The sequence below is a fragment of the Actinomadura sp. NPDC048955 genome, assembly GCF_040649435.1.
Classification (GTDB): Bacteria; Actinomycetota; Actinomycetes; order Streptosporangiales; family Streptosporangiaceae; genus Spirillospora; species Spirillospora luteofluorescens.
Genome location: NZ_JBEZJI010000063.1, coordinates 1 through 15580 on the forward strand (window position 1 = coordinate 1; position 15580 = coordinate 15580).

The 15580-nt window shown below is 72.7% G+C and carries 11 protein-coding genes; 3 read left to right on the forward strand and 8 right to left on the reverse strand.

The annotated features are described in order from the left end of the window. The 5 genes from kdpB to AB0C84_RS37720 form a co-directional block, all read right to left on the reverse strand. A partial coding sequence (kdpB, locus tag AB0C84_RS37700) for a potassium-transporting ATPase subunit KdpB (protein WP_361075589.1) occupies positions 1-1511 on the reverse strand: 1511 nt, incomplete at its 3' end. 92 nt (positions 1512-1603) lie between these two features. After that, positions 1604-3271 carry a potassium-transporting ATPase subunit KdpA gene (gene kdpA, locus AB0C84_RS37705; protein WP_361075516.1) on the reverse strand — a complete coding sequence of 556 codons (1668 nt, stop codon included), beginning with the start codon at positions 3269-3271 and terminating at the stop codon, positions 1604-1606. Further along, positions 3271-3360, reverse strand: a complete 90-nt coding sequence (kdpF, locus tag AB0C84_RS37710; RefSeq protein ID WP_258945708.1) for a K(+)-transporting ATPase subunit F — start codon at positions 3358-3360, stop codon at positions 3271-3273. The genes kdpA and kdpF overlap by 1 nt, the downstream gene beginning before the upstream one ends. Continuing rightward, positions 3357-3497 carry a hypothetical protein gene (locus AB0C84_RS37715; RefSeq protein WP_361075518.1) on the reverse strand — a complete coding sequence of 47 codons (141 nt, stop codon included), beginning with the start codon at positions 3495-3497 and terminating at the stop codon, positions 3357-3359. The genes kdpF and AB0C84_RS37715 overlap by 4 nt, the downstream gene beginning before the upstream one ends. Before the next feature lie 166 nt (positions 3498-3663). Further along, complete coding sequence (locus tag AB0C84_RS37720; protein WP_361075520.1) at positions 3664-4134, reverse strand: MarR family transcriptional regulator; 471 nt, start codon at positions 4132-4134, stop codon at positions 3664-3666. 87 nt (positions 4135-4221) lie between these two features. On the opposite strand from AB0C84_RS37720, the gene AB0C84_RS37725 reads away from it, so the two are divergent. Continuing rightward, positions 4222-5139: an ABC transporter ATP-binding protein gene (locus tag AB0C84_RS37725; protein ID WP_361075522.1), complete on the forward strand. Its 918-nt coding sequence runs from the start codon at positions 4222-4224 to the stop codon at positions 5137-5139. A 41-nt stretch (positions 5140-5180) separates the two neighbouring features. Then, on the forward strand, positions 5181-6017 hold the full coding sequence (locus AB0C84_RS37730; protein WP_361075524.1) for an ABC transporter permease subunit: 837 nt from the start codon (positions 5181-5183) through the stop codon (positions 6015-6017). A gap of 18 nt (positions 6018-6035) precedes the next feature. On the opposite strand, the gene AB0C84_RS37735 is transcribed toward AB0C84_RS37730, so the two are convergent. The 3 genes from AB0C84_RS37735 to AB0C84_RS37745 form a co-directional block, all read right to left on the reverse strand. Continuing rightward, complete coding sequence (locus AB0C84_RS37735) at positions 6036-8822, reverse strand: protein-arginine deiminase family protein (protein WP_361075526.1); 2787 nt, start codon at positions 8820-8822, stop codon at positions 6036-6038. Next, a complete protein-coding gene (locus AB0C84_RS37740; protein WP_361075528.1) occupies positions 8819-11707 on the reverse strand; it encodes a hypothetical protein in 2889 nt (962 codons plus the stop codon). Before AB0C84_RS37740 ends, AB0C84_RS37735 begins: the two co-directional genes overlap by 4 nt. A gap of 206 nt (positions 11708-11913) precedes the next feature. Next, positions 11914-14769: an AAA family ATPase gene (locus AB0C84_RS37745; RefSeq protein ID WP_361075530.1), complete on the reverse strand. Its 2856-nt coding sequence runs from the start codon at positions 14767-14769 to the stop codon at positions 11914-11916. 125 nt (positions 14770-14894) lie between these two features. Here AB0C84_RS37745 and AB0C84_RS37750 point away from each other — a divergent pair, with 125 nt between their 5' ends. After that, positions 14895-15434 carry a dihydrofolate reductase family protein gene (locus tag AB0C84_RS37750; protein ID WP_179842006.1) on the forward strand — a complete coding sequence of 180 codons (540 nt, stop codon included), beginning with the start codon at positions 14895-14897 and terminating at the stop codon, positions 15432-15434. Positions 15435-15580: the final 146 nt, after the last annotated feature.

Sequence of the window (15580 nt, forward strand, 5' to 3'; positions counted from 1 at the left end):
TTGTCCTCGGGCCTGGCCTCGGCCAGAAACCCGTCCACACCCGCCTCATCGGCGATCGCCTTGGCGGTCAGCGGATTGTCACCCGTGATCATCACGGTGCGGATGCCCATCCGGCGCATCTCCTCGAACCGCTCCCGCATACCCTGCTTGACCACATCCTTGAGGTGAATCACCCCCAGCACACGTGCCCCTCCACCCGCGGACTCCCCGACCACGAGCGGCGTCCCGCCGGACGCGGAAATGCCGTCCACGATCTGACCGAGCGCCGGCGGCACCGCACCACCCTGCCGCCGCACCCACTCGGCGACCGCTCCCGCCGCGCCCTTGCGCAGCGACCGCCTCGGCCCCTCGTCCAGGTCGACGCCCGACATGCGGGTCTGGGCGGTGAACGGCACCCACTCGGCGTGGGAGAGTTCCCCCGGCGTGCGCTCGCGGAGTCCGTACCGCTGCTTGGCCAGGACGACCACCGAGCGGCCCTCGGGCGTCTCGTCGGCGAGGCTGGACAGCTGCGCCGCGTCGGCCAGCTCGTCCTCCGTCACCTCGTCGAGCGGGAGGAACTCGGCCGCCTGCCGGTTCCCGAGGGTGATGGTGCCGGTCTTGTCCAGCAGAAGAGTGTTGACGTCGCCCGCCGCCTCCACCGCGCGCCCCGACATCGCCAGCACGTTGCGCTGCACGAGACGATCCATCCCGGCGATGCCGATGGCGCTGAGCAGCGCCCCGATCGTCGTCGGGATCAGGCACACCAGCAGCGACACCAGCACGATCCCGGTGACCCCGTGGGCATCGAGGGCCAGCGAGTCCGGCACGCCGGGATTGGTGTCCTTGGAGTAGATCGCCAGGGGCTGGAGCGTCGCGGTGGCGAGCAGGAAGATCAGCGTCAGTGCGGCGAGCAGGATGTTCAGCGCGATCTCGTTCGGCGTCTTCTGCCGGCTCGACCCCTCCACGAGCGCGATCATCCGGTCGATGAAGCTCTCACCGGGCTTCTGGGTCACCCGCACCACGATGCGGTCCGACAGCACCTTCGTCCCGCCCGTCACCGCCGAGCGGTCCCCGCCCGACTCCCGGATCACCGGGGCCGACTCCCCCGTGATCGCCGACTCGTCCACGCTCGCGATGCCGTCCACGACGTCGCCGTCCGCCGGGATGATCTGCCCGGCCTCGACGACCACGACGTCGCCCTGCGCGAGCTGGGGCGCGGGGACCGACTCCTCCCGCACGTCCACCGCCGCGGGCCGCCAGCCGACCAGGCGCCGGGCCGTCATGTCCCGCTTGGCCCGCCGGAGCGTGTCCGCCTGGGCCTTGCCGCGGCCCTCGGCCACCGCCTCGGCCAGGTTGGCGAAGACCACCGTGAGCCAGAGCCAGCCGACGACCAGCCAGGCGAACCACGTCGGATCGGTGGCCGCCAGAACCGTGGACCACACGGCGCCGATCTCGACGATCAGCATCACCGGGTTCCGCCACAGCGTCCGGGGGTCCAGTTTCCGGAGCGCGTCCGGCAGGGACCGCAGCATCTGCCGCGGGTCGAGCAGGCCGCCCTGGACGCGGCCCGAGGGTTCGGGAGCGGGTGACTGCGCGGGGACCCGCGCGGTCTGCGTCGTGGTCATCAGTGGATTCCTTCTGCCAGCGGCCCGAGCGCGAGCGCGGGCAGGAACGTCAGCGCGACGAGGACGACGGTGACGCCCGCGACCAGCCCGACGAACTGGGGCCGGTGCGTGGGCAGGGTGCCGTCCGATTCGGGGGTGTGCCCCTGGCGGGCCAGCGAGCCGGCCAGGGCGAGCACGAAGATGATCGGCAGGAACCGGCCGAAGGCCATGCACAGGCCGAGCGCCGTGTCGTACCAGACCGTGCTGACCGTGAGGCCGGCGAACGCCGAGCCGTTGTTGTTGGAGGCGGAGGTGAACGCGTACAGGACCTCCGACAGTCCGTGCGGCCCGGAGTTCAGCAGGCCCGCGCGGCCGCTCCCGGTCGCCATCGCCGCGGCGCTCCCGGTCAGCACGAGCGCGGGCGTGACCAGGAAGTACAGCGCGGCGAACTTGATCTCCCGGGACCCGATCCGCTTGCCCAGGTACTCGGGCGTGCGGCCCACCATCAGCCCCGCCACGAACACCGTGATCACGGCGAGGACCAGCATCCCGTACAGGCCCGCGCCCACGCCGCCGGGCGCCACCTCGCCGAGCATCATGTTGAACAGCGTCATCATGCCGCCGAGGCTGGTGTAGGAGTCGTGGAAGGAGTCCACGGCGCCGGTCGAGGTCAGCGTGGTCGCCGCGGCGAACACCGCAGAGTTCAGCACCCCGAAACGCGCTTCGGTGCCCTCCGTCGCCGCGCCGGCCGCGGTCGGCACCGTACCGTGGTGCAGGCCCTGGAAGATCATCGTGAGCGAGACGCTCACCAGGGCGAGGAGGGCCATGACCGCCGCGATCGCATACCCCTGGCGCGGCTGGCCGACCATGCGGCCGAAGGTCCGGGTCAGCGCGAACGGGATGACCAGGATCAGGAAGATCTCCAGCCAGTTCGTCCACGCCGAGGCGTTCTCGAAGGGGTGCGAGGAGTTGGCGTTGTAGAAGCCGCCGCCGTTCGTCCCGAGTTCCTTGATCGCCTCCTGGGACGCAACCGGGCCGCCCGTCAGCGTCTGGGCGCCCCCGGCGATCGTGTCCACGGTGTGGTGCGCGGGATCCCAGAAGTTCTGCACCAGGCCGCCGGACACCAGCACGACGGCGCCGACGAAGGCGATGGGCAGCAGGACCCGCAGCGAACCCCTGGTCAGGTCGACCCAGAAGTTGCCGAGGTGGTCGCTCCTGCGGCGCGCGAATCCGCGCACCAGAGCGACGGCCACGGCCATGCCCACGGCGGCGGAGACGAAGTTCTGCACCGCGAGCCCGGCCATCTGCACCAGGTGGCCCATCGTCGACTCGCCGGAGTACGACTGCCAGTTGGTGTTGGTCACGAAGCTGACGGCGGTGTTCCAGGCCTGGTCGGGCTTGACCGGGTCGAACCCCAGGCTGAGAAGCAGGTGGTTCTGCAGGCGCTGGAAGCCGTAGAGGAACAGCACGCTGACGGCGGAGAAGGCCAGGACGCTGCGCGCGTAGACGCTCCACCTCTGCTCGGCCTCGGGATCGACCCCGACCAGCCGGTAGAGCACGCGCTCCACGCGCGAATGCCGCGTCCCGGAATAGACCCTGTACATGTAGTCGCCCAATGGCCTGTGCGACAGAGCGAGGGCGAGCAGGAGAGAGCCGAGGAAAAGGACCCCGGCGACCGTGGGGCTCACTAGAAACGCTCCGGGAAAAGAAGGGCCGCGACCAGGAAGGCGACCAGCAGGACGGCCAGCGCCAGGCCGATTCCGTTCTCTACGGTCACAGTCGCTCGACCGCCTTCACGACCAGTGCGAACACGGCGAAGACCGCCACCGTGAGCAGGATGAACGCCAGATCTGACATCTCTCGGTTCCTTGGAGGGCGGCGCGCGGCCGCCGTGGTGCGCCGGGTGCTCGTCACACCCGCACCCGCTTCGGGGGTGCATCAGGCAGTTAACGGCACTTTCCCGGCATCTCCCCAGGTCGTTGACGCGTTCTTAGCGCAACGACGCGGTGCTTAACGCTTCTTTAACGCCGAACGGATTCGCGCGTCCGCCGAAGGCGCCCGTTCCCCCCGCCCCGGGGGTTTACCGGCCCTGCGCCCGCCGGGGAGCCCGCTCGGCCCGCCAGCGGTCGACCAGGGCGGGCAGCTCGCGGAACATGAAGCCGTAGAAGTCGCGCATCTCCTCGAGGCGGCGCGCGGCGAGGCTGTCGTGACCGGCGGCGGCGATGCCCTGCTCGGCGGCCTCGAACATGGCCTGGATCAGCCCGTTCTGCGTGGACATCAGCGTGGCCCAGGCGCCCTCGCGGAGCCGGTAGTGCTCCCGGCGGCTGCCCGGCGCGGGAACGCGTTCGATCAGCCCGACCGTGGACAGCATCTTGATCGCCCCGGACACCGACCCGGAGCTGATGGAGAGCCGTTCGGCCAGCTCGGGGGCGGTGACGCTGTCGGTGTCGGCGAACATCAACGCCGCCAGCACCCGCGCGTTCGCCTTCTGCAGGCCCCCCTCGGACAGGGTCAGCGCCATCCGCTCGGCGGCCTCGCCGGTGTCTGCCACGGTGCTCCCTCTCCCCCACGGTCCCTACGGAAGCTTAACAGCTCAGAATCTTCAGAAAACTTTGAAAGTTCTGATACTTTTCGGGGCATGCACACGCTGATCGAGCTGACCGAGCTCACCAAGGACTACGGCCCACGGCGCGCCCTGACGGGCTTGTCGCTGCGGGTCGGCGCCGGCGAGGTCGTGGGCTACCTGGGCCCCAACGGCGCCGGGAAGTCCACCACCATCCGGCTGATGCTGGACCTGATCCGTCCCTCCTCCGGCAGCGCCCGGGTGCTCGGCCTGGACCCGCGCTCCGACGCGGTCGAGCTGCACCGCCGCGTCGGCTACCTGCCCGGCGACTTCGTCGCCGACGGCCGCCAGCGCGCCGGGGAGTGCCTGATGTTCCTGGGCCGCCTGCGCGGCGGCGTCCCCGCCCGCCGGATCGCCGAGCTGGCCGAGCGGCTGGAACTGGACCTGGCGGCGCGCGTCAGGAGCCTGTCCAAGGGCAACCGGCAGAAGGTCGGCCTGGTCCAGGCGTTCATGCACGACCCCGAACTGCTGATCCTGGACGAGCCCACCTCCGGCCTGGACCCCCTGGTGCAGCAGACGTTCCTGGAGATGGTGGCCGAGGCCCGCGACGCCGGGCAGACCGTGTTCATGTCCAGCCACATCATGAGCGAGGTGGAGGCCGTCGCCGACCGAGTCGCCATCATCCGCCAGGGCCGGCTGGTCGCCACCGGGACCGTCGCCGGCCTGCGCGCCCGCTCCTCCCTGCGGGTGCGGATCGGCTTCGCCGCCCCGGTGCGGGACGCCGAGTTCGCCGCCCTGCCCGGCGTCACCGGCGCCGTGGTGGAGCCCGCCGCGGACGGCTGCGTCCTCACCTGCCGCGTGGACGGCAGCCCCGACGCCCTGGTCAAGGCCGCGGCCCGGCACACCGTCACCCGCCTGCACGCCGACGAGCAGGACCTCGAAGAGCTCTTCCACGCCTACTACACCGGCGACGACGGCGTCCCCACCGCCTGACCGGCCCCCACCGAGCGCCCCTCTCCGCCAAGGACGAAGCCATGACGACCACCGCCCGCAGCGCCGCACAGCCCGGAGCCTCCGGCCCCGCCCGCGCGTTCAGCCGTTCGATGTTCACCAGGACGCTCTTCGACAACCGGCGCGTCCTCACCGCCTGGGCCGTGGCCACCGGCCTGCTCGCCATGGCGTACGCCGGCTTCTACCCGCAGGTCACCGCGGACGCGGCCGGTGACGTGCCCGAGGCCATGAGCGGGTTCGGCTTCGACGACCCGACCTCGGCCGCCGGCTACCTCCAGGGCGCGGTGTTCGGGCTGCTCGTCCCATTGCTGGCCACCTTCTACGGCGCGGCCACCGGCGCCCGCATGATCTCCGCCGACGAGGAGTCCGGCTACCTGGACCTGCTGCTGGCCCATCCGATCGGCCGCACCCGCCTGCTGCTGCACCGCTTCGCCGCCCTCGCGGCCGGAGCCGTCGCGATCGCCGGCGCGGTGCTGGCCGCGATGCTCGCCGTCCGCACCGGCGCCGGACTGGACGCCGTCGCCGTCTCCGGCTTCGCCGCCCAGACCCTCAACCTGGCCCTGCTGGCCCTCGTCTTCGGCGCCCTTTCCACCGCTCTCGGCGCGGCCACCGGAAAAGGTCGCGCGTTCGTCTTCGGCGTCACCGCCGGGGCGGGCGTGCTGGCCTACGCCCTGAACGGCTTCGCCCCCCAGATCGGCGCCGACTGGCTCCGTGCCCTGACACCCTTCCACTACTACATCGGCGGCGAACCGCTGAAGAACGGCTTCCAGCTCATCGACGCGGCCGTCATGGCCCTGGCCGCCGCGGCGCTCCTCGCCCTCGGGGCCTGGCGGTTCGGCCGCCGCGACCTCGGCCGCTGATCGCGCCTCCCACCGGCCTCAGCGCCACCATTGGAGCCCGGTGGGGGCGCTGCGCAGCACGTTGGTCCCGCAGTGGATGGACCCCAGGCGGACGTGGTAGTACCAGGCCTCCACCCAGCTCACCCGGTAGCCGATCCGGTCGGCGACGGCCTCGGTCCAGGCTTCGAAGAGGTCGACCTTGCGCTCGGGGATCTGCAGCTTCCGCCAGGCACTTCCCCTGAGGAAGCCCCGCGAGTCGAACGCGCCGGGGTTGGCCCGGACGATCTCCTGCCGGATCTCCCCGCGATCGCTGTCCTTGGGCCAGCCGTCGCGGAACGCGGAGGTCAGCTTCTCGGCGTCGTCCCCGGCGAGGTCGCCCGCTATCGAGCCGGGACGCGCCCAGTGGACCGTGCGGTCGAGTCCGCGGGAGCGCAGCCACTGCGGGGTGAACCGCGACGCCTTCACGTCCCCGACCTGCTCGGCCACCACGCGCAGCACCCGGACGGCCGCCTCGACGTCCATTCGCGGGCCGTGCGGCCGCGGGACCAGCAGCCAGGGGGCGGCGATCTGGAGGTTCGCCAGGTTCGGGGTGAAGGCGGCGGTCTGCTCGGCGAGGGCCGACCGGTCGTCGAAGACGACCGGGAGCTTGAGGATGGGGATCGCGCCGTACTCGGTGGTGAGCTTCTCCTCGGTCTCGGTGAGCTGCCCCTTCGCCGGGATGGACGCACCGTCCGGGCCCGTCCGCGGTCCGGCCGGTTCGGGGTCCTCCAGGTCCTCGTTGGTGCCGTCGCGGAAGTGGTCCAGCTCGAAGATCGAGATGCCGGCCGGCAGCGAGGGGGTGACCGGCCGCCACGGCGAGTCGGGCAGCGGGAGCGGGGAGTTCTGGATCGGGCCGGTGAGGACCCGGTACAGCGCGGCCATCGACAGGTAGATCTCCGGCGGCTCGATCGGCAGGAGCTGCCCCTTCTCGTGCTGGTGCAGCCACTGCATGCCGCGAAGCAGATGGGTGACCGGGTTCGCGCCCTCGTAGGTGAGGCGGGTGCGGGGCGTGGGCAGCCAGTTCTTGTACCGCGTCAGCTCGCCCGGCGACAGGCCCGCCATGAACTCCTGCCGTGCGGCCTCGATCAGGCGCAGCGCGACGAACGGCGAGGATCGCAGCACGGCGCCCTTCTGGCTCTGCGGGTCGCGCAGGTCGGGGACGAACGCGAGGACCTCGTCGACGTGGCCGACGTCGAGCCAGCTGGTGTCGACCTCCAGCGTCCGCTGGCGGCCCTGCGCCTGCCCGCGCAGGAAGGCCAGCAGCTCGGGGTCCATGTCGGTGGCGGTGGACCCGTCCGGCTGCGGTGTGGTCTGGTTGCCGACGACCACCACACCGGCCGGGGCCTTGGCGTGCGGCGGCCCGACCTCGATGTTGCCGCCGAAGTTGTGGCTGGAGTGCCACTGCTGGAGTCGCTTCTCCAGCCGCCCCACCTCCGCCTCGGACATCAGGAACTCCTGCTGCGGCAACCTGCCCACGGCGGGCAGCCGCAGCCGGAGCTGGGGCGCGCCCTGCGGGACCGGGATCTCCCGCCTGACGTCCTCGACCTGCTTCTCGGCGTTCTGGACGAGCCGGCCGAGCTTGTCGTGCTGCTTGTACCAGGGCGAGTCCGGACGTTCGGCCGCCGACCTGGCGACCTGCTTCAACCGGCCGGCCAGCGCGGGCAGCTCGTTGCGGGCGCGGAAGAACTCGACGGTCGCGTCCCCGAACAGCGCCACGGTCGTGTTCAGCTCGACGTCGGTGCCGATCCGCGCGATGGACTCCATCAACTGCCGCCGCAGCATCTTCACCCGGATCATGATCACCAGGGCGCGGTCGCTGCCGGCGAAGCCGAGCCGCCCGGTCGTGCCGTCCGGGGAGGTGATGGTCAGCTCCCTGTCCCAGAACGACTGGCAGACCCCGAGGTTCCGGCTCGGGAAATGGCCGGTGACCACCGAGCTCAGGTTGGGCGCGACGACTCCCCGGGCGGCGTCGGAACGGGTGCGCGGCGTGTGGAGGAGCACGCGCAGCGGGCCGTCCGGCGTCTCGGTGAAGGCGAGCTGGTACTGGTCCTGGATCCAGCTGTCGCCGCCGTGCGCCTCCATCGGGATGAGGGTCGGCGCCACGCCGAGCGGCTGGAGCGCGGCCCGCACCTCGGCGACGGCGGGACCGTTGTCGTCCAGCGGCCTGGCCGGGTCGTCCGCGGTGACCTGGCACATGTAGAGCCGTTCCAGCGCGCCCGCGTTCCCGATCAGGACGAGCGGGGACAGGGTGAACAGCACCTCGTCCTCGACCACGGTGCCGGCGGGGTCGTCGCGCTCCAGCCAGACCGTGACCCGGCCGCCCGGGAGCGCCGGGGCCGGTCCGCTGAGCACCGTGGTAGCCGACGGCGCGGCCGGCAGGTCCACCGCCTCCAGCGCGAGCCTGCGGGGAAACGGGGCGACGGGCAGCCGGAAGCGGACCCGGTCGCCCGTCCCGGCCCCGGCGAGCCGCCGGCCGGTGGCGTCGACCACCGCGCACCGCAGGGCGTCGGCGCCCCGCAGCACGACGAACAGCGGTCCCGGGGCCGCGGTGACCTCCTCCACGAGGAGGCCGGCCGGTTCGTCGTCCCCGGCCGTCTTCACCGGAAGCTCGCGGTCCAGCCGGACGGGGTCGCCGGGGGTGACAGCCGCGGGCAGCCGCCGGGCGTCGCTGTCCAGGTTGGCGCGGACCAGCGCCCCCGGCGGCGCCTGCCGCCGCGCCCACTCGCCCGGCCGCGCGGTGAGCCGGCCGTCGCGGTCGAAGTCGGCGTGCAGCCGGTAGGCGGTCATCGGCCGCTCGCGGCCTCGTGCCCGGAGACGGGGGAAGCGTCCCCGGGCACTTCGGTCCCGGCGGCGGCCGGCCCGTCCGCCAGCGCCACCGGAGCGCCGGGCTTCAGCGCGTCCCGCAGCGGGGGCACGTCCGAGACGTCCTGGACCAGCACCAGGTCGGTGGGGACGACCACCTCCCAGGGCTTGGATCCCGCCGGGTACGGGACGCCGTTGTCGAGCTTGCCGAGGTTGGTGGTGATCTCGTCGATGATCGGCACGTACAGGTCGTCGTCGATCCGCGGTACGTCGTTGCCGTCCCAGATGTTGCCGGTGTAGACGAAGTAGGCGACGGCGCTCTCGAAGCCGGGCCGGACCGGGACCTGGACGCGCGCGGCGCCGGCGCGCAGGAAGGCGGCGAAGTCGGCGTCCGGGTCGGTGATGTTGAGCGCGGAGATCCACCGGGCCCGGCGGCCCCACATGTGGGGGTAGCAGACGTAGAGCATGTTCTGCCACTCGAAGGCGTTCTCCAGGAACCGGATGAACTTGCCGTTGGCGTTGGCCTTGTCGAGGTCCAGGATCGGCTCGGGCGGGGTCATGGGCACCGGCGGCTGGAAGGAGTCGAGGTTCAGGTCGGGCTTCTTGGCCAGCATCATGATGACCCACTTCTTCAGCTCGTCGCGCTCCACCCGCCGGTTGACCAGGGGGTTGCGTCCGAACTGCTGGTTGGTGCTGCGCTGGAGCTCGCGCTGCGCGGCCCGCTCGTTGTACTCCGCGAGCTGCTGCTGGTAGGCGGCGATGACGGCGTCGTAGACCGACTGCTGCCACCGGGCCTCGGCCTCCGGCGTGACGACGCACTCCACGTCCACGCCGACCGACCAGCACAGCGCCGTCACGGCGATCGAGATGGACAGCTCCTTCTCCGCGGCGGCGGTCCCGCTCTTGGCGCCGAAGATGTCGGTGTAGACGTACAGCTGACCGCCGATCACGATGTGGAAGTTGTGCACGCTGCCGGCCTCGAACAGGTGGGTCGCCTGCACGGTCACGCTCTTGGCCGCGTACCCCTCCGGGATCTCGATCTTGCCGGAGCGGCCGAAGTTGGTCGTGGTGGTGCCGTCCTGCTTGTCGGAGAACGTGACCGTGCGGGTCGACGGCGGCGGAGCGGGCGCGTTGACGACGCGGTACCGGGCGACGAACTCGGTGTAGTTGCCTCGGGTCAGGTAGGACGGTCGCAGCGGCTGCCCGTCGGGGGTGGCCGGAGCCTGCGGCTTCACCAGCTCGCTGTCCTGCGGCGGGTTCTCCACCAGCCCGTAGAGGTAGTAGGCCGCCGGCTCGGGCACGACGAAGTCGAACATGAACCGCTGGCCGTAGTTGAAGACCTGCGCGTCGTAAACCTTGTTCAGCCACCGGTAGATGCCGCGGACGTGCTTGGTGAAGTTGTTGCTGAACGCGTGCCGGTTGGTCTCCTCGAACTCCTCCAGCGTCCGCCGCCGGACGAGGCTGCGGACGCGCTCGCGCACCTTCTCCGCCGTGCGCTGCGTGACCTCCTGGCTGAACGAGGAGGCCTTGCGCTGGGACTCCTCGGTCGAGGTGGAGCTGCCGGCCTTGACGCTGGAGGAGAACGAAGCGGCCGGGCCGTAGCTGCCGCTCACCTGGAGCCCGGCCTCGATGTCGAGCTGGCTCTTGACGTGCTTCTCCGCCTCGTTCTGCAGCTCGTCCCGCTCGGTGGACTGCAGGTCCCGCTCCTTCTCGGTCTCGGTCTCCGTCTCGTCCTCCGTGGTCACCTCCACCTGGGTGAGCCGGCGGGTCGAACGCTCCCGGGTCTCCCCCGCCATGATGTTCTCGACGTGGGCGAACTCCCCCAGCTCGTAGGCCTTGATCTTCTGCCGCACCACCAGCAGGTCGGCCAGGCCGGCGGCGGAGTGCTGGGGCGCGGGCGGCGGATCGGCGGCGAGCCCCTCGCCCCCGCCGCTCATGGCCCGGTGGAACCGGTGCAGGTCGATCTCGCCCCCGTCGAAGGCCAGGGTCCCGCCCGGCCGGACGTCCGCCGCGACCCGCCCGGCCGCGTGGTGCAACTCGGCCTCGATCGCGGGGATCGCCCGGAACGGCCGCAGGTCGCCGGCGAGGAGGCCCAGCCGGTCCAGCACTCCCCGCGTCCGCTCGCCGAGCCCCGCCACGGCATCGGCGGAGAGCCGCGGCTCGGCACTCGCCGCCTCCGGGGCTTCGGCGGCGGCGCCCGGAACCGCCGCCGCGGTCACCGACGAGAAGACCAGGTGCCTGCCGTCATGGACCAGCCGGAGCAGCTCCCGGTGCGCGCGTCCCAGGTCGTCAAGCCACGTCCGCGCCTCGTCATCGCTTTCCGGCGGGACGGGCGGCGCCGGTGCGGACGCCCGAGCCGTGGGGAGCCGCGCGAAGAACGCCGGCAGCGTCGCCGGGGCGCCGACGACGTCTCCGAGTGACCGCTCCGGCCCGAACGCCGCGGCCGTGGCGGCCAGCCCGAGCAGCTTGGCGTCGAGGAGATCCCGCTCCGCGGTCCCCGCGGCGTCGCCGCGCAGCGCCGCCACCAGCAGCCGGTCGCTCAGCTCCGCCCGGGCCGCGGCGAACTCCGGGGCCTCGACCAGCTCGTCCAGGGACAGCCCGTAGGCACGCGAGACGCAGCCGCCCAGGTCGGCCTCCTCCAGCGTGCTCTTCTCGTTCGCGTAGAACCAGGCCCGCAGCGGGGCGAGGTCCAGCTCGGCGGCGCGCGCGGCCTCGTCCGGCGGCTGCCGGTCGCCGGCGATCTCGCGGAGCCCCTCCCTGCCGACGCCCGCCGCCGCGGCCTCGGCGAGGCGCCGGTACAGCCCGGACGACTCGACCATGACCGGCAGCCCCGCATGGGTCGCCTGCTTGCGCGCAGGGCGCACGGTCATGAACCGGAATATGCCTTCACTCGCCATCGAGGTTCCTCCACGGTCTTCCCGGCCGCCGTTCTGATGGACGGCTGCGAGCGGCTCACCGAAGAGTGCGCTGAGTAGCCGCCTTGCTACATCGTGGAAACCACTACCTTCGGCGGCCGGACCGCGCCACTCGGTTGCGGGAAACCCCGAGCACGTCCCTCATCTGCGTGTGGAGGAGGTCATCTCTGGTCGAAAAGGCGGGCTCGGTGGGCCCACGCGGCGGCTTCCAGACGGGTCGTCACGCCCAGCTTGGCCAGGATGTTCGACACATGGACGCCGGCGGTCTTGGCGGAGATGAACAGCCGCTCGCCGATCTGGCGGTTGCTCAGGCCGGCCGTCAGGAGCTCCAGTACTTCGAGCTCCCGGCCTGTGAGCCCGGCCGGGGCCTCCTGCCGGGCGGGCGCGGCGGTCGCGCCGGAGGGCAGGCGGGACCGCTTGGCCAGCTTCTCGACCTCGGTGCGCAGGGGCGCGGCCCCCAGCCCGGCCGCGATCGACGCCGCTTCGGTCAGGAGGACGGCGGCCTGCTTCCTGTCCTGGGCGGACAGGGCGGCGCGGGTGGCGCGGACCAGGGTCTCGGCCAGGGCATGGGGCTGCTCCAGGTCGCGCCACGCCGCTATCGCCTCGTGCCACGCGTCGAGGCCGTCCTGCCTCGTCTCGGCGTCGAACGTCGCCCGGTACGCCCGCTGGAGCCGCCCGGTGACCGTCAGCTTGCCGCTCCAGGTGATCAGTCGCTCCCTCGGGCTCCCGGCGCGCGGGTGGTCGTTCAGGCCCTGCGCGGCGGCGAGCAGCAGGGGCCAGCCGTACCGGGGGCTGACCAGCAGATCGTGGTCGTCGAGGACGTGGCCGATGATCGCGGCCACCGCGCCCGCGTCCTGCCTGGCCCGGGCCAGCCTGCACTCCAGCAGGTCGGGTTCCAGGCACGACTCCTCGCCGCGGCTGTTGCCGCGCATGACGGCCCTGGCCTGCCCGGCCGCCGCTTCGGCCCGGTCGAACTCCCCCCGCCTGAGGTCGACGGTGGCCTGGATGATCCGCAGGTACGCCTGGTAGAGCGGCGGCGGCGCCAGACTCAGCGCGTTCCGGTTGACCTCGCTCGCCTCGGCCCAGCGGCCGAGTGAGAGCAGCGACTCCGACAGGTTCGGCGCCAGGAGCGTGCCGCGGGTACGGGCCAGTCCGAGACCGTCCGCGAGGGCCATGCCCTCCTGCGCGACCTGCGCCGCCCGGGCGTGCTCGCCGGCGGCCTCCAGGGCGTCCGACTCGGTGACCGCCACGAGGAGCCGGGTGTCATGCGCCCCGGCGTCGGAGGCGGCCGCGCCGGCCTGGCCGAACAGCTCGCTCGCGGCCGCCAGGTCCGCGTTCGCCGCGGCCAGGGCGGCGAGCGTGACGAGCGCCTTCGCCTGGACGACGAGGTCGCGGGTCCCCCGCCCGATCTCCAGCGCCTCCTCGGCCGACGCCCTGGCCGGCGCGAGCCGGCGGTGGTTGCGCTGGGCGGTGGCCAGCTCGGCCAGCACCCGGCCGCGCACCGCGGAGGGCGGGGCCGACGGGAGCGAGCGGGCGGCCCTCACCAGGTCGGGCAGCGGATCCTCGCCGTTGCGGTCGCGCATCGCCGCCCGCGTCTCCAGCAGCACCGCAGTGCGCTCGGGGCCGGGCGACTCGTCCAGCGCGGCGGTCGCGGCGGCGATCCCGGCGTCCAGTTCGCCCGCGTTCAGGCATGCTTCGGCGGCCATCTCCATGACCGTGGCCCTGTCGGCGCCGATCCGCTCCGGCAGATCCGGCAACCGGTCCCACAGGCGCAGGACGCGGTCCAGCATGCGATGGCGCTCCGCGTACGCGTACGCGCGGCGGGCCGACTCGGCGGCCTGCCAGGCGGCCTCGGCGGCGCGGGCGTCCTCGCCGGCCGCGTGCCAGTGCACGGCGATCTCGACGGGCGCGCGGTCCGCGGGGACCAGCCGCCGGTCGGCGCTGATCGCCTCGGCGCAGCGCCGGTGGAGCCGGACGCGCTCGCCCGGCAGCAGCCCCTCGTAGACCGCCTCGCGGATCAGGTCGCGGCGGAAGGCGTACCCGCCCTCGACCACGTCCAGGAGCCTGCGGCGCACGAGCGGCCGCAGCGCGTCCTCGAACTCCAGGTCGCCCATCCCGGTGAGCGCGGCCAGCAGGGCGTGGTCCACGGGCCCGGCGGCCACCGCGGCCGCGTGCACGACCCGCCGGCTCGGCTCGGGCAGGCGCTCGACGTCCGTCCGCAGCAGTTCGCGCAACGACCGGGCCGGGGCGTCTCCGGCGTCCACCAGGGCCTCGACGAACAGCGGGTTCCCTCCGCTGCGGCGGAAGATCCGGTCCACCCTCGGCGCGTCGGGCTCGTGGCCGAGCAGCGCGGCGACCTGCCGCTCCACCGCGTCCCTGGCCAGCCCGGCCAGCGCGATGCGGTGGACGTTCTCCCCGCGCGTGACCAGCGCCCGCAGCGGGTGCGCGGCGATGATCTCGTCGGGCCGGTACGTCCCGACCAGCAGCAGGCCGGGCCCGCTGACGTTCTGCGCGAGGAAGGCCAGGAGTTCGCCGGTCGACCGGTCGGCCCAGTGCAGATCCTCCAGCACCACGACCAGGGGCCGGTCGGCCGCGCCGCCCTCCAGCAGCAGGAGGACCTCCTCGAAGAGCCGGGCACGGCCGAGGGCGCGGTCCGGGTCGCCGTCGTCCTCTCCCAGCTCCGGCAGCAGCCGGGCCAGCCCGCGCCGGCCGCCGCCCGGAAGCAGGCCCGTCGCCGCGGGGACTCCCATCGCGCGGACCAGCCGGCGCAGGGCCGTCACGAAGGCGCCGAAGGGCGGCCCGTCGACGCCCAGTTCGGTGCACCCGCCCGTCACCGTCCGCGCGGAGGACCCCAGCCCGGACGTGAACTCCCGCACCAGCCTGGTCTTGCCCATCCCGGCCTCACCGCCGACGAGCACCAGGGTCGCCGCGTGCCGGGCCTCACCGTGCGCGGCGAGCAGCGCCGCTCGCTCCGGCCCCCTGCCCACCAGCACCGGGCTCACCAAACGGCTCGCCATGGTCACAGAATAGCCCGCGCCCGAAATCTAAAGAGCCGATGCCGGTTCGCCTGGGGCATCAGCCCAATGTGCCGGGTCCCCGCGCCCGAGATGCTGGACGGACACCGAACCGAAAGGCACACCTCATGCGCATCCGCACGCACATCGCCGTCAGCGTCGACGGTTTCATCGCGTCACGGGAGGGGCTGCCCACGATCCTGACCGCGCCGGACTTCGAGTCCGGCGTCTCGCACGGCCATCCCGAGTTCATCGCCGGCTGCGGGGCGGTGGTCATGGGCCGCAACACCTTCGCTCCGGCGGTCGGGTCGTCGCACTGGCCGTGGCCGAACCTGCGGGTCTTCGTGCTGACCGGCGGCCCGCTCCCGGAAGGGACCCCGGCCGACGTCGTGTCCGCCTCGGACCCCGCCGAACTGCACCGGCTCATGCGCGAGGCGGACTTCGCCGGGGACGTGCATCTGGTCGGCGGCCAGCAGACGATACAGGCCTTCCGCGACATCGACGCGCTCGACGAACTCGGCGTGGTCGTCATGCCCGTCCTGCTCGGCGACGGCCTCAGGCTCACCATGGACAAGAGCGGCACCACCCCCCTTCAGCTCACCGGCTCCCGCACCTTCCCCGACGGGTCCGTCGAGCACCGGTACACCGTGGTCCGCGACCGCGACTGACCGGGCGCACCGGCGGCAGGCCGCGGTGGTCCGGTGAACGGGCCACCGCGCCGCACGCGGGCTTCCGAGGGGTGTGACGGAGAACGAAATCGGGTTATGTTGATCTCCAATTCCGCGCGGACCGGTCCACCCTTTCCGAAGATGTG